Raw genomic sequence first — 14448 nt, forward strand, 5'->3', positions numbered from 1 at the left:
GAGTTCGCTTTGACTGTGGGTTGGCGTGCTTTCGTATATTCGAGGAGTTGTGTCATCGTCGCTTTGCGCCTCCTGAAGCTACCATCACTGATGTTGACTGAGAACACGAGGCCCAAGTAGGCCGTAGTACGACTGGACGGCGTTTGTGTTCGGAACATCAGAAATTTTTGATACCCATGCTGAGGCGCTCACTTATCTCAGTGCCATGATTCCGTCACCTGATCATTGCGATGACAAGGGGACTGTCGTGGTGACCGTCGACTGCTTGCCAGGTCGAGCCGTGAGCGCCACGCTCAAACCTGAAGGCACAGGTCTCCTATTCATGATTTAATATGGCTATGTTCAATCTGCCGCGCCCGGTGAGGTGCTGTTTGGTGGTTTTGCTTGCTCCTGTCGTCATGGGTGCCGCGAAATTCAATTATGGTATGGAGATTAGAGACGAGGATCACGTCCGCTCCACGTTCGTCTACGGTGTCTCTAGAGCAGATCTAGAGGAGGCAGGGAAGAAGCTCTCAGATTTCTCCGATTGCGACAAGACGTTCGATGTGTCTGCCTCCGACAAGCAACACGGCGTAAAAGCTGAGTTCGTCGAGGACAAGGAATACGTTGGCTGCAAATTCACGATGACCACCACTGCAGATGACGCGCGGGGCGCTGGATTGGGATTGGCTTTTGATGCGGACAAGGTGTCACTATCTATTGGTAGGAAGTTTTTCAAGGATGCTCGGCTTGATAAAATCAAGGTAGGTGCCTTTAAAGTCTCGGTGACGTTCCCTGGTAAGGTGATCAGCCACTCGGGTTCAAGCAGTGTTGACGGCAATACTGTCACGTGGACCGATATCAAGACTCTACATCAGGGTTGAAGGCTGTGGGCGAGCGACCTACCGGTGCTGCGACGGCGGGTCCGTCATTCTGGAAGGGCTTCGGGAGGCATGGCATCAGAGGGGGGATCATTGGCCTCATTGCGGGTATTGCCTCCTATTTTGGTAATAAGCGACGTGCGAAGAAAAAGCGGGCGAAGTCTGGCGGGGCAACTGCGACCGCGCAGTACCCGGGATACGGGCAGCCGCAGCCCCAAGAATGGCAGGCTCCGGGTCAGGACGGTCACCAGTATGGGGAATCGATGAATTCCGGGGGCAACCAACCTTATATGCAGGATGGTCGTTACATCGGGGACCCGTGGAGTGCAAATTCGACGAACACTTCAGGGTTTAACGAGGAACCCAATCCAAGATAGGTGCGCACCCGGGGCGGTGCTCGCCCCGGTGTGGTCTGTGGTAATTCCCTGTGATGAATCGTTGAGTTGTGTCGGCTTCTATGCCGCAGGTGAGTAGGGTTCGGGTTCGTCCACCAGTGATAGCGGATCTAACAGGGTATTCTCTGCGTAGTTGGCGTGCCCTGTTGTGATTTTCTGGTGGATCTTGCTTTTCTCCGGCTTGCGAAGTTTCCTTTCGCTGTTTGATGTTTGGTTTACTGTTAGCGTAGCCACGTTTTGGGGACGATGTGGTGCCACCACTTGGGTACGACGGGTTTGTGGCTGAAGGCCCACGACCAATCATTAAGGATAGTGCGATTCGTGCAGTCGAATATGTCAACATAGTCTGATCCAGTTATCCCGCTCGTGTTGTCCTGATGGTTTATGCAGGAGAACGATATGGTTTCAGCGCTGTATATGCGAACAAATTTTACGGATTGTATTGCGGAAATAGGTTTTGGATACTTAAGAGAAATGGCTCGACCATCTGAATTTTCAGTTGTGTATCCGGAATGTAGTCGTATTTGGATGGCATAAATGACAGATCTCCTGGTCTGCCGGTGCATTTAGAATCGACGTAAATTTGGGACCATTTTCCTAGCACGAGCGGTCTGATTTCCGAAAGGTTAATGGTTCTGGATGGTGCCTCTATTTCTTCGTTTTCCATTGGTCTAGTACCTGCTTGTCGATGATAAGTATTTGGTTTCCGCCTCCGGGTAACTGATCCAAGGTGTCTGAGCCGTCGATGGCTTTGACGGGTTGCACTCCGGCTGCACCTTCGTAGAATGGCGTGAATTGTGGTATCTCGTATTCGGAGATGTGGTTGGCCTTGTTTCCCCACTGAGGGGCCAGTGCTAGGTCGAGTTGAGTTTGGAGGGGTCCCGCTGGTCGTGTCCGGGACACGTAGCCGCCTACCTCGTAGGTTGGATTACTCCAGCTACGGTAAGTTGTGATGGGTTTTATGGCGATCTTGCTTTTGAATGTGGCCCCGCGGAATGACGTTGCCTGACTTAGGTTTAACTGGCCATTTCTCTGGTAGCGGGCGACGAAGGATGTTGGCTCTTTCCTAACTCCAAGGGTTGTGTTATGGGGTCCGAAGTGTCCGGTGGGTATTGAGTCTGGGAGTGTGTCGTATGCTTTTCCTCCTATCGTGGCGGTGATGCCTCCGAAGGCGGCGCCGCTGAGTGTTTCTCCGCCTACTTGCTCTAGGTAGGTTTCGGCGTTGTGGGGCCCGGGTGATGTTACCCAGTGGTAGTTGCCCATCACGTAGCCTTGGGTTGTGCCGGCTTCTATCCCGCGGGTGAGGAGAGTTCGAGTTCCGAGACCTGCGATTTCGCTGAGTCCCGAGCCTCCCGTAGGTGCCAACGCTCCGGACAAGGCAACACTCCCCATAGTCGACGTGGCCGCGTACGACTTGCTGGAAAACCATGTCGCCTCCGGCGCCGATCAGCATCGCCCCGGGCACCTCAGCCCCAAAACACATCAGGAGTCCTCCGGCGGTGGCCAGAGCAATACCCCCGAGGGTCTCCCACGAGAACACGTTGCGGATGTGGCGGTCCCACAGGTTTCGGGTGTCAATAGTGCTAGCGAATTGGCGCATCTGGGCATCAGTGACGGGTCTGAGGCCTAATGGATCGGCTAGCGCAAGGGGATTGGTGGCGGCGTAACCGTAGCTGGCGGCCTCCCACAAGGATCCTGGTGGCGCCGCAAGCGGGTCAATGGTCAGGAAACTCGCCGTGGTGGAGTCATAAACGCGCGCTCCCATCCATGCCAAACCAGCTACACCAAGATGACCTCCCGTCATACTGATGTCCGCCGTCAGGTGTTCCTGGATCAACGTATACGGGTCGAGGGGATCGGTGGCTGGGCGACGCCACGGCTCATCCTGATCGCTGTCTGCGCTCACTGGTGTCAGAACACTGCCGTCGGGGAGTGGCAGTGCTGGTATGTCGCCAACCTGTACTAACCGAGATTCACCGGTCGCAAGATCCCACGCAATCGGGGTTCGTCCGGCAGGACCGGACACGTCGGTCAGACATCCGAAAGCGTCGACATGTGTGGCAAATTCCTGTGAGCGACCTGCTCGGAGAGTCATCACTCCCGCCAGCCAGCGCCGTGAATCCCACCTGAACTCCTCGCGTATCCCAGCCGAGGATGCAGCCTTGATTCGTCGGCCGCATGGGTCGTACTGGTAGTGCGTCTCTACCGTGCTGTCACCAGGCCCCAATTGCGTCACCGTGCTGACGAGTTCGCCGGCGAGGTCGTAGTCGTAGTGACAGATCTGACTGGTGCCGGCGTCCTGACACGTCGTGGTGACGAGCCGTCCCGCCGTGTCATAAACCCATCGGCGGCTCGATCCATCAAGGCCGTCGGCGGACGTGAGCGAGCTGGAATCGACCGATCCTGCTGACGATCTCCTGTCACAGGCGGATGGAGCAGCTGGGGGGAGGGAGACTCGGCAGGAGTGAGGTTGGGCGGAACATCGACGCCGGTGAAGAAATCGCGCACATGGTCACCAAAATCGTCATGTTGCGCAGCGAAATCGCGAACCTGTTGGCGTCGCTTATTCTCTAACCGAGCTTGCTCGGCAAGATAGTCCACCATGTCGGCGGCGGTGGTCAATGCCTCTGACAACGCCATAGCGTCCGCGGAACACACGTGGATGTTCTGTGTGAAGACAGTCGCGAAGAATCCCCGAAACTCTCGTGAGGCGATGGACTCAACAAGCGACGTTCGCGCGTCAAAAATGTTTATGCGTTGTGAGGTCCAACGCAGCTGGCTAGAGAACCCCTCGGCTGTTGAGAAATTGAATTCTACGGGATTCTGGTAGTCGCCGAAAACACTGAAATCGACCACTGAATGCTCCCTTGCTCTTTGGGCAAAGTGCAGCGTGATGCTCCACTGTCTGGCCTGCCGGCATGTCCTGAGCGCAGTCGGCAGGCGCTAGACTTTTGAGGGCTGCTATACGTCCTGTGTCACTTCTTGGCGATTCCCAGTGCTTTGGTGGCTGACTGCAGCGTGGACTTGACTATTCCGGCGTCTCGTCCGAAGATGCGGATCGCCTGATCATTGTTGAGCCAGATGTATGCCTGATAGCCGTGATCAGAGGTTCCGGTACTCCTTTTGATGGAGAGATCGAAAAGAGCGGCTTGTTTGGAGATATTTTCGTAACCCTTGATGGGTGACGCCTTGATGTTTATTTCCAGGCCGTGATTGACACCTTGCGTGGACAACGTGGTATGACCACACCTGGAAGTTTGTTCTTCTTGTGATTTGTATGCCTTCTTCTGTCGGTCGGACATGGTCGTGGTGACGATGATTCGTGTGGATGGTTTGTCACTGACGGCCACGAGAGTGTCGCTGATCTCGTGTGAAGTGAGGCCGAGGGAGGACTGCCTGAGAGCCGCATCGCATCCAGCTGGGGAGATCTTCGCTTGGCTGAGCGTCTTGTCGAGATTGTCCACAACGGGCCTGAGCTGAGAGTCGTCCTGGATGACAAACATGTGGCCATCGATCTTCTTGTGGGAGAACGCCTTGGTGAAGTCGTCCTTGCTAATTCGCTTGACCGCCTTGGTGGACGGCGAGGGGTTTGCGGGGGTATCGGATGACGAGTTTGTCTTGTCCCCGCACGCTGCAAGGCCGATCGCCATGATGCCGACCATGCCCAGCAAACAGGTTTTCGTCAATTTCTTGGTCATTCTGTGGTTACCTTTGCGCCGTTTGATTTATGCGCGGAGAAATATACCCGCTCTTTATGACGGGGCATAACCACCGGCCTTGAGGAGTGAGCGAGTGACGTTGGCTGAAAACCCGAAGTACTATTTTGCGATGGTCCCTGGCAGAATGCAGTGAACTCAAATGAAAATGTCCGCCCCCGGATAGACCGAAAGGCGGACTTGCCGCGGAGGATACGAGATTCGAACTCGTGAGGGCGTGAACCCAACCCGCTTTCCAAGCGAGCGCCATAGGCCTCTAGGCGAATCCTCCGCAAAGTAGCGTACATGGATTTGACGCGTGGCGCCAATTCGGCCGCGAGCCGTGGTGTGTTGGGCCGGGCGAAGAGTCCTCAATAGCGAGAGTCCCGGCCTCGGAGCCGATCGATCTCGCGACGATCCTTCTTGGTGGGTCGTCCAGCCCCACGGTCGCGGCGGGCGAGGGGAGCAGAGAGGTAGGCGGGTCGGGGGCTGACAGATCTTCGTAAGCCTCGACCGCGAGTTTGGCGCCGACTCTTTTCGTGATCGGGTTGATGACCTGGAGAACCCGGTCCCATCCGGGGGTGTGGACGGTGACGGTATCGCCGGGTTTCACGGCGTGGGAGGGTTTGACCGGGTCTCCATTGAGGCGAATGTGGCCGCCCTTGACGGCGGCGGTAGCCAACGACCGGGACTTATAGACGCGCACCGACCACAGCCACACGTCGATCCTCGTCATGATGCCTCCCTTGCCGTGGAAAACGTGTCAGCAATGCTATGGCGAGTCACGCGTTGTTGCAGCCGATGATGATTCGCGCAGCATTGCCACGGGTTGTTCCCCGGGCAGGGCGTCGGTTAAAGTGGAACCCGGTTCCCCGTGCGGCGGCACCTGACTGAACTCCCCCAGGACCGAGAGGTAGCAAGGGTAGGTTGGCTCTACCGGGTGCGCGGGGAGCCCTTTTCATGTCCGCGGCAGCCGTGCCTTATAAGGTTTCGATCAATGCCCGGGAGGAGGGTCGCTATGGACGATCAGCGACGCATCATCACGACCGACCGTGCTGGTTCCATCTGGGCAGGTATCACTTGGTGCTCGCTGTTGCTCTTTATCGTCGCCGGCATCATCGGAATGATGGCTCAAACAATGCTGCCGGCCAATCTCGGTTACCCCCAGCTTCACGACAGCGGTGTGCCGACCTGGCTGACCTGGACAGTCGTCGGCCTAGACGTTGTGGCCTTCTTCATTCCCCCGCTCGTGACCACCTCGTGCGGCCGTAAAGCTAAGCGGCTCGGCCACCCGGTGCGCTCTGCGGTTCAGATCGCGTGGGCCACCTTCGCTGTTGTGACGGTGATCAGCTTCTTGCTGGTTTTCTTTGGCTGAGGGTGTTCCGCGCGGAGCTGGGCGGACCGATGAGAATGTGTCGCAGCCGTCAACTAGGGTTTTCACCGTGGATGAGAGGGTGCCTGAACCGGGCATGGAGAATGAGGCCGTTGAGCCTGAGGTCTTCGGGCAAGACGGTCCGGATCTTTTTGGTGACGAGGAGTCGCCGCGCCCCGTCATGCCTCCTGACGAAGCTACCCCTGATGACGACCTTCCCTCGGATCCGCGCGATCCAGGGCTGCTGGACGGCCCCGAGACCCCTGAGGAACCCGACGGCCTCGAGACAGACGAGGACGAGGAGGATGGCGCTGACGTCATTGAGCGGGTTCAGGAATTAATCGGGGAAACCCCTGACAGCAACCCCGATGACGATCTTCCAGAGCTTCCGCTGGCCCTCTACCGGCGTTACCGTCCGGAGACCTTCGATGAGGTTATTGGTGAGGATCACGTCATTGAGCCTCTCAAGCGCGCGATCCTTAATAACCGCGTCAACCATGCCTACTTGTTTTCAGGGCCACGTGGCTGTGGCAAGACGACGACCGCCCGCATTCTTGCCCGAGCGCTGAACTGTGAGCAGGGCCCGACGCCGACTCCCTGCGGAACGTGTCAGTCCTGTCGCGACCTGGCCTGTGGTGGACCCGGATCGATTGACGTCATCGAGATTGACGCTGCCTCCCACGGCGGGGTCGATGACGCACGTGATTTACGCGAACGCGCCTTTTTCGCCCCAGTGCATTCGCGTTACAAGATCTACATCATCGATGAGGCCCACATGGTCACCCCGCAGGGCTTTAACGCCTTGCTGAAACTCGTCGAGGAGCCCCCGCCACACGTCAAGTTCATCTTCGCCACCACAGAACCGGAAAAGGTCATCGGGACGATTCGCTCCCGGACTCACCACTACCCGTTCCGCCTTGTGCCGCCGAAGGTGCTCGTCGATTATCTGGCTGAGCTATGCGGCAAGGAGGGGATCGACGTCGACCATGCCGTCCTGCCGCTGGTGGTGCGTGCCGGTGGTGGGTCGGTGCGAGACAGCCTTTCGGTGCTCGATCAGCTTCTCGGCGGTGCTGCTGACGGTCACGTTAGCTACGAGCAGGCGGCGGCCCTCCTCGGCTACACCCCAGAGGCTCTCCTGGACGAGATCGTCGACGCCTTCGCCGCCGGGGACGCCCACCAGGTTTTTGCCACGATCGACAAGGTCATCGAGGTAGGTCAGGACCCTCGCCGTTTCGCTGAGGACCTGCTGCGTCGCATGCGCGACCTCGTCATCGTCTCGGCGGTCCCTGACGCCTGCCGGAGCGGACTCATCGATGTCTCACCGGAGCAGGCCACCCGGCTTACTCATCAGGTCGCCGGTTTCGGCGCAGGCGAGCTCACGCGTGCTGCCGAAGTATTGGCCACTGGGCTGACGAATATGCGTGGCACTACCGCCCCCAGGCTTCATCTAGAGCTGATGTGCTCGCGGATTCTCCTACCCGGAGCCGACACGGATGGTCGTGGAATCCATGCACGTTTGGAGCGGTTAGAGAGGAGGATCGGCGTCTCTGGCCCCGTTGAGGAGGTCGAACGTGCTGAGCGTCCGGTCACCGCCCAGCCTCCCCCTCGCTATACGGACACACCACAGCAGGCTGGTCCTCCTCAGCACTGGCCAGCGGAGAACCTTCAAAACCCGGAGCGTCGGTCCGCGCCAGAACACCACGACGCCCCGTCGCCCGGACAGCGTCCATCTGGGCGTCCACGTCCCAGCCGTAAGGATTACCGGCCCGGCAATCAGCTTGCTGAACAGCCGCCGTCCAACCAGCACGGCGATGATGGTCAGATGTCGCAGGGACCAAGGCAGCAGGGCGGTCCGTCAACCAGTCAGCGCCAGCAACCCAGACCTCAGGACCACCAGCCGTCTCAGCGGGATCGTCAGGACTCCCCACCGGCCCAACCTCAACAGCCTTCCGCCGAACAAGGCGGTCGCGCCGACGATGCCATAAACATCACCACCTTGCGTCGCGAGTGGCCGCAGGTCCTCGAAGCCGTCAAGGATGGCGGACGTGTCGCATGGATGGTCCTCAATCAGTACGCCCAGGTGCTTGAGGTTCACGGTAATCAGGCCACCTTGGGATTCTCTAATATCGGAGCCCGGGAAAATTTCGCTGCCGGTAATTACCCGAAGGTCTTGCATGACGCCGTTGTGAAGGTGCTGGGAGTGGATCTGGCCTTCACTGCGGTCGTCGGGGAGCCTCCGGCCGCCGTCCGCCCCGAGTCCCATCCTGCTGAGTTTCAGAGTGAACCAGCTGCCCAGGAACCACCGGGTGACGATCCCTGGGAGGAAGGGCTACACCATCAAGACTCGACGCGGGGTGGCGAACTGTCGGACCCTACTCATCCCGGTCGGGATCCTCAGGGCCGACCGGGTGACCGTCAGGCGATTTCCGACGACGTTTCAGAGGATGCGCCACCCCCGCCGGTGACCAGCTCCCATCCCAGCGAGGCCGGGGACGACGATTCTGCCCCTGATGCCACGACCGAGGACCAGTCCGCAGATGTCCGCGATGAGGTCGTGGAATCGGGACCCATAGTTGGCGCCCCAGACCCTGACAGCGGTGGAGCTGCCGATCCTAAACCCGATCTGGTGCCAGGCCAGGATCACGTCGAGGCTGCCGGACGCGCTGAGTCTGCGCGGCAGATCGCTCCCGGTGGCGCATCCTCGCAAGGCCGTCCCTCCGCTGCTGCGGCCAGTACTGTGCACCGTTGGAGTGAACGCGCTAAAGGAAGTGTTCGCCCTCTTGAGGTGACTTCGCGGCCAGCCCAGGTCGAGGAGCCGCCTGATGACGGCGGGGAGTGGGACGACACCGTTGTGGAGGAGTCCAACGAGAGCCCGATTGACCTCATCATGCGCGAGCTAGGTGGGGTCGTCATAGACACTGACGGTGACTCAACCGCCAGATGAATGCGAGCGGGAACATATCAACCCAAGATCTCGTCGTTACCGACGGCTACTGTGGATGACGACACCGCCCCACCGGCGAGGACCAGGGGCCACACATACGGGAGACACTATGACCACTGGAGGATTCGACCTCGGGGGACTTGACATGGGTGCCTTGCTCGCGCAGGCTCAGTCTGTCCAGAACCAGCTTGAAGCGGCCCAGAACCAACTCGCGGAGAGCAATTTCGAGGGCACCGCTGGAGGTGGCCTTGTTCGCGCCACGGTTACTGGAACCGGTGAACTCGATGCGCTGACGATCGCGCCCGAAGCCCTCGAAGACACCGACGCCGAGACCCTTGCGGGCCTCGTTGTGGCTGCCGTCAAGGACGCCACCGGCCAGGCCCGCGCCATGCAGCAGTCTCTCATGCCTCAGATGCCCAGCCTTGGGCTGTGAGCTACCCCAGCACACTAGACAGGAGAATCGATGTACGACGGTCCGCTGCAAGAACTCATTGACGCCCTTTCTCGGCTACCGGGGATCGGGCCGAAGGGTGCGCAGCGGATCGCTTTTCATATCCTCGACGCTCCTGCGGAGGAAGCCAATGAACTGGCCGACGCCCTGCGCGAGGTCAAAGAGAAGGCCAAGTTCTGCAAGATTTGTTTTAATGTCTCTTCCGACGAGGTGTGCCAGTACTGCCGTGATCCGCGTCGGGACCAGTCGATGATCTGTGTTGTTGAGGAGTCCAAAGACGTTATTGCTGTGGAGCGTACCCGACAATTCCGTGGTCTGTATCACGTTCTTGGCGGAGCGATCTCGCCGTTAGACGGAAAAGGTCCAGCTGATCTCCACATCCGTGAATTGTGCCAGCGGTTGGCTGACGAAACCGTTACCGAGGTGATCCTGGCCACCAACCCGAACCTTGAGGGGGAAGCAACGGCAACGTATCTTTCTCGCCTCATCGCGCCCATGGGCGTGACGGTGTCCCGACTAGCCTCTGGTTTGCCGGTTGGCGGCGATCTGGAATACGCCGACGAGGTCACCCTGGGGCGCGCCTTCGAGGGACGTCTCCATGTGGGGGTTGGTGCCTGATTAACGCTGTGTCTCACTAAGTGGTCAAAGGTCGGATAAGTCCTTGACCGACGAATATTGCGTATGCGACTATTGGTCGAGATCGAAGCACGGCACCCGGAGGTTACATGTCCATCAAGTTCGCCATCCTCGCCTTACTGGCTGAGAAGCCTCGTCACGGGTATGAGATCAAAAACGAGTTCGATCGGCGCACAAATCATACCTGGCCCTTGAACATTGGACAGGTTTACACAACGTTGGACCGTCTTGAGCGTGACGGGTTGTGTTACCGCGGAGAGGAGACCCCTGATGGCAGGGTTATCGCCACCATCAGTCCGAAGGGCCGCGAGGAAGTGCGTCGATGGTTCACTACCCCGATCGCCCCAGCCAACCCGCCTCGCAATGAATTGGCCATCAAGATCGCCCTGGCGGCTACGTCGAAAGATGTTGACGTCGCCACCCTCATCCAGGATCAGCGTCACGCCACCATGCACCAGTTGCAAGAGTGTCGTCAGGCCCGCCGTAGTGTCGCAGAGGACGACCTCGCCGGTCAGCTACTCGTTGATGGAATGATTTTCGCCGCCGAGGCAGAGATCCGTTGGCTTGACCACTGCGAATCCAAGGCAATACAGGCTTCTCACGCCCGCCCCCATCAGCCCGTCGAGCCAGTGATTGACGGCTCTAAGGTCGTCCAGGAAGCCTGAACCGGATGACGTCGACCCCGTCGTGCGCTGCTGACCAGATCACTCCCACGATGCAGCGCACCGTGTTGTCCCTGGATCATGTGAGTCGTTCCTTCGGCGAGGGTGAGCAGCGGGTCGACGCCATCGTCGACGTCAGCCTAGGCGTCAACCCTGGTACCTTTGCCGCTGTCATGGGGCCGTCGGGGTCTGGTAAATCCACCCTCCTCGGTCTGGCTGGTGGGTTGGACCAGCCCACCTCTGGAACTGTGTCGGTATGTGGCGAGCCGCTTGGCGGCATGTCCCGCGACGACCTGGCGCGGGTGCGACGTCGTCAGCTTGGTTTCGTCTTCCAGGATTACAACCTCGTGCCCACCCTTACCGCTGTCGAGAACGTGTCTGTGCCGCTGGAACTCGACGGGGTGTCGGCCACCCGTGCCCGCAAGGCCGCCGAGATCGCCCTCGACCGCGTCGGCGTCCCGGAACTAGTTGATCGCCACATCGAGAAGATGTCGGGAGGGCAGCGTCAACGAGTAGCGATTGCCCGCGGCATCGTCGGGGATCGCCGCGTTTTGCTGGCTGATGAACCCACCGGCGCCCTTGACTCGGTCACCGGCGACGACATCATGGCCCTCATTCGGACCCTCGCTGACGAGGGGGTCGCCGTCGTCCTGGTGACCCACGAGGCTCGTCACGCGGCGTGGGCTGACCGGGTGATTTTCCTGCGAGACGGAAGGCTCGTCGACGAGTCCCAGGTCGTCAGCGATCCTATGGAACTACTCAACGACAACCCGAAACGTGGCCGGTGGTGATGTCAGCCCGGACCACGCCCGAGATGCCGACTAGCGCGGTTCGCCTCTCCGGAGACGCCATTGCCCGAGGACGGCCCCACCGCCGTCTCATCAATCGCCTGGCCGTACGTGACATCGGCAGGCACAAGTTGCGCTCCCTACTTATCGTGATGCTCATAGCGTTACCGGTGGCCATCATGTCCGGATTAGGGGTGCTCCTGCGCTCGGACGGCAGTATCTCCGGCAGTCAGGCCCTCAACAACTACGGTGACGCCGACATGGTCATCAGCCCGATATCAAATTGGGATGGTCAATGTTCCCAGCAAGGGCCGACTAACCCGTACTGTGACCACGGTGCCGAGCCAGATGTGCGCCAACGAACCCAGCAACAGACGGCTCTGGCTAACCTGACGCTGCCCGGCCACAAACTGCACCTTTTGAGGACTACCGAGGCTAGCGTTTCCTGGCGGCTTGCCACCTTGTCGGCAACGGTCAAGGCGATGGACCTGACGACTATGCGTCCCTACCGCATGGAGTTCCCGCGTGGCCCCATGCCTACCGGCAATAACATCTGGGTGACCACCGGTGCTGCGAAAGATTATGGCTGGTCGGTGGGGTCCCGAGTAACCGTCAACGGGCACCGGTACACCATCACTGGGGTGGTCCGGGAAGAATGGCCGGGGAATGGTCCAACGTTCTGGGTAGCCCCTCGCAGCCCGTTGGCCCGTGGTGGAGAGCTCACTTATTACGTCAACGGTGCATCGCTCACGAGGCAACAAGTCGAGAAGCTTAATGCGTCCGGGGTGGGCGTCGCCGACCGCCGTGCCGAAGAGAGTGTCAGTCAAGGAGACACCTTCGAACGGGACATGTTTGCGCTGATACTGGCCGCTGGGGTGCTCTCGGCTATTGTCGTAGCCACTATCGCAGCCGCAGCATTCGCTATTGGCGCTCGTCAACAGCGGCGGATGCTCGCCCTGCTCGGCATTACCGGGGCCGCTCGACGTGACCTCATGGGTGTGATGATTCATCAGGGAATGCTGTTGGGCCTGACGGGGGCCCTCCTCGGGGTGGGCCTCGGCGTGGGTATGGGCAATGGCGCGGTGGCCATCATTCGAATGGTGTACCCCGACTACATCACCTATGGGGTCGATTGGGGATATGCCGCCGTCGGGTCCGTGGTCGGTCTGCTTGCGGCACTGACCGCTTGTTGGTTCCCGGCTCGTGACGTTGCCCGTCAAGACGCCCTCATGGGGGTCAAACATGCGGAATCTGCGGCACGGCCTGCGCGGCGACCAACGCTAGCGATCGTCATCGCGGTGACCGGTCTGCTCGCCGGGGTCGGTGGCGTCATGTATGGCCGTCGTGGAACGACCGGCGACGTGATGGTGCGCCTGAATATTGGCATTATCGTCACCATTGTCGTGCTGTACCTGGCCGCTGTGTCTGCCATGCCCTGGTTGGTGGACAAGGTGTCGGGACGCAAATCGTCGCGGCTGCCGATCCGGTTCGCCTTGCGCGATCTTAACCGTAACCGAGGACGGGCGGTACCAGGGGTCGCCGCTTCCATGGCTATCACCGTGCTGGCATGCGCCGCCGTCTCGCTCTGCGACAGTCTCGCCATCCAGGACAAGGCCGAATACGTCCCGGAGTTCGGAGACCACATTGGGGTTCTCGCTGGTGAACACGATGACGGGGTCAGGACTTCGGACGATCGTGTTGCCGGGGAGATCAAACGGGTCACTGCGGTTTTCGGGCCGCACGTGAAATATCTACGGCCGGAGGAGCCGGTGACGTGCGGTCAGGACGGGAAGTACTGCACTAGCAGTCTCGAAGTTGCCCCCAAGGTACCTAACGGAGCGATGTCGTCGACGGTGGTCATCGACGACGGTACCCTTTATGAGTTGCTGACTGGGGAGAAGGCAGACGGCAGGGTGATGAAGGCTCTCGATGACGGAGTCGTGCTGTTCTCGCCCGATGCCACACGGGTTTCGCAGGCCATCATCTCCGACCATGATGAACGTCACAGTACCGGCACCACCGTGCTTCCAGCTATCCATGCTCCCCACCATGCCCTGGGATACGGTGTGCCCAATCTCATCAGCCGTAGAACGGCAGCCAAGGTGCTTGGGGTAAGCCCCGACAACGTGAAAACTCAATCCACAACGGTGTGGTTACGGTTGCCGCACATTCCGACCGCGAAGGAAGGGGACCGTCTGCAACATTCCCTCATGGACGTCACTGGGTCCTCCTCGGAGTTCATATGGGAGGAGGGGTACTCGGATGTTTTCGGGACCGTGATGCGCTGGTCGGCGGTAGTGGGCACGCTGTTGGCGGTATGCGTGGGCGCCGTGGTATTGGTCTTGACTCTGTCCGACTCGAGGGGGTCGCGCACCGCCATCGCGTCGGTAGGGGCGTCAAAGGCGACCTTGAGACGAATGGTGGCAGCACAGGCCCTCGTGACGACAGGGCTTGGTCAGGTCCTTGGCTTTCTCGTGGGGTTCGTGCCGGTTGCCGTTATGACGTGCGTCGGCCCCCGCTGGCCGATGCCAATGCCACTGCCGTGGCTGGCGCTCATCGTGTTCGCCCCGCCGGTGTTGCTGGCTTTAGTGACGATGGTCGCCGTACCAGTGCCGCGACCACGGATGCAGAGACTGGACTGACGC

At 59.7% G+C, this 14448-nt stretch carries 9 protein-coding genes, 1 tRNA gene, 1 other RNA gene and 4 pseudogenes; 9 read left to right on the top strand and 6 right to left on the bottom strand.

What is annotated here, in order from left to right; genetic code table 11:
- Positions 1–374: 374 nt before the first annotated feature.
- Positions 375–863, top strand: coding sequence for an LppM family (lipo)protein (locus LRP59_RS12200; protein ID WP_002512919.1), 489 nt, complete (start codon positions 375–377; stop codon positions 861–863).
- A 613-nt stretch (positions 864–1476) separates the two neighbouring features.
- Here LRP59_RS12200 and LRP59_RS03025 read toward each other — a convergent pair.
- The 6 genes and pseudogenes from LRP59_RS03025 to LRP59_RS03045 form a co-directional block, all read right to left on the bottom strand.
- Positions 1477–1922: pseudogene (locus LRP59_RS03025) on the bottom strand (hypothetical protein).
- Positions 1904–3659: pseudogene (locus LRP59_RS03030) on the bottom strand (type IV secretion protein Rhs); the annotation flags it as partial. The pseudogenes LRP59_RS03025 and LRP59_RS03030, both read right to left, overlap by 19 nt.
- A pseudogene (locus LRP59_RS12205) lies at positions 3635–4111 on the bottom strand (type IV secretion protein Rhs); the annotation flags it as partial. The pseudogenes LRP59_RS12205 and LRP59_RS03030, both read right to left, overlap by 25 nt.
- A gap of 119 nt (positions 4112–4230) precedes the next feature.
- Complete coding sequence (locus LRP59_RS03035) at positions 4231–4953, bottom strand: hypothetical protein (protein WP_002512922.1); 723 nt, start codon at positions 4951–4953, stop codon at positions 4231–4233.
- Between the two features lie 204 nt (positions 4954–5157).
- Positions 5158–5242, bottom strand: a tRNA-Ser gene (locus LRP59_RS03040).
- A 79-nt stretch (positions 5243–5321) separates the two neighbouring features.
- Positions 5322–5686, bottom strand: a pseudogene (locus LRP59_RS03045) (RNA-binding S4 domain-containing protein).
- 127 nt (positions 5687–5813) lie between these two features.
- Between LRP59_RS03045 and ffs the strand changes: the two are divergent.
- The 8 genes from ffs (at position 5814) to LRP59_RS03085 (ending at position 14445) form a co-directional block, all read left to right on the top strand.
- Positions 5814–5910, top strand: an RNA gene (gene ffs / locus LRP59_RS03050) — signal recognition particle sRNA small type.
- Between the two features lie 37 nt (positions 5911–5947).
- Entirely contained in the window at positions 5948–6325 is a 378-nt protein-coding gene (locus LRP59_RS03055; protein WP_002521063.1) for a hypothetical protein, read from the top strand.
- A gap of 94 nt (positions 6326–6419) precedes the next feature.
- Entirely contained in the window at positions 6420–9266 is a 2847-nt protein-coding gene (locus LRP59_RS03060) for a DNA polymerase III subunit gamma and tau (protein WP_002512925.1), read from the top strand.
- A 109-nt stretch (positions 9267–9375) separates the two neighbouring features.
- Positions 9376–9699, top strand: coding sequence for a YbaB/EbfC family nucleoid-associated protein (locus LRP59_RS03065; protein ID WP_002512926.1), 324 nt, complete (start codon positions 9376–9378; stop codon positions 9697–9699).
- 30 nt (positions 9700–9729) lie between these two features.
- Positions 9730–10335, top strand: coding sequence for a recombination mediator RecR (gene recR / locus LRP59_RS03070; protein WP_002512927.1), 606 nt, complete (start codon positions 9730–9732; stop codon positions 10333–10335).
- 107 nt (positions 10336–10442) lie between these two features.
- Positions 10443–11018: a PadR family transcriptional regulator gene (locus LRP59_RS03075; RefSeq protein ID WP_002512928.1), complete on the top strand. Its 576-nt coding sequence runs from the start codon at positions 10443–10445 to the stop codon at positions 11016–11018.
- A gap of 5 nt (positions 11019–11023) precedes the next feature.
- Positions 11024–11806, top strand: a complete 783-nt coding sequence (locus LRP59_RS03080; RefSeq protein WP_002512929.1) for an ABC transporter ATP-binding protein — start codon at positions 11024–11026, stop codon at positions 11804–11806.
- Positions 11806–14445 (top strand): FtsX-like permease family protein, encoded by a 2640-nt coding sequence (locus tag LRP59_RS03085; protein ID WP_002533238.1) that lies wholly within the window; start codon positions 11806–11808, stop codon positions 14443–14445. The genes LRP59_RS03080 and LRP59_RS03085 overlap by 1 nt, the downstream gene beginning before the upstream one ends.
- Positions 14446–14448: the final 3 nt, after the last annotated feature.

The sequence above is a fragment of the Cutibacterium sp. 37298 genome (assembly GCF_023838685.1).
In the GTDB taxonomy this organism is placed as follows: Bacteria; Actinomycetota; Actinomycetes; order Propionibacteriales; family Propionibacteriaceae; genus Cutibacterium; species Cutibacterium acnes.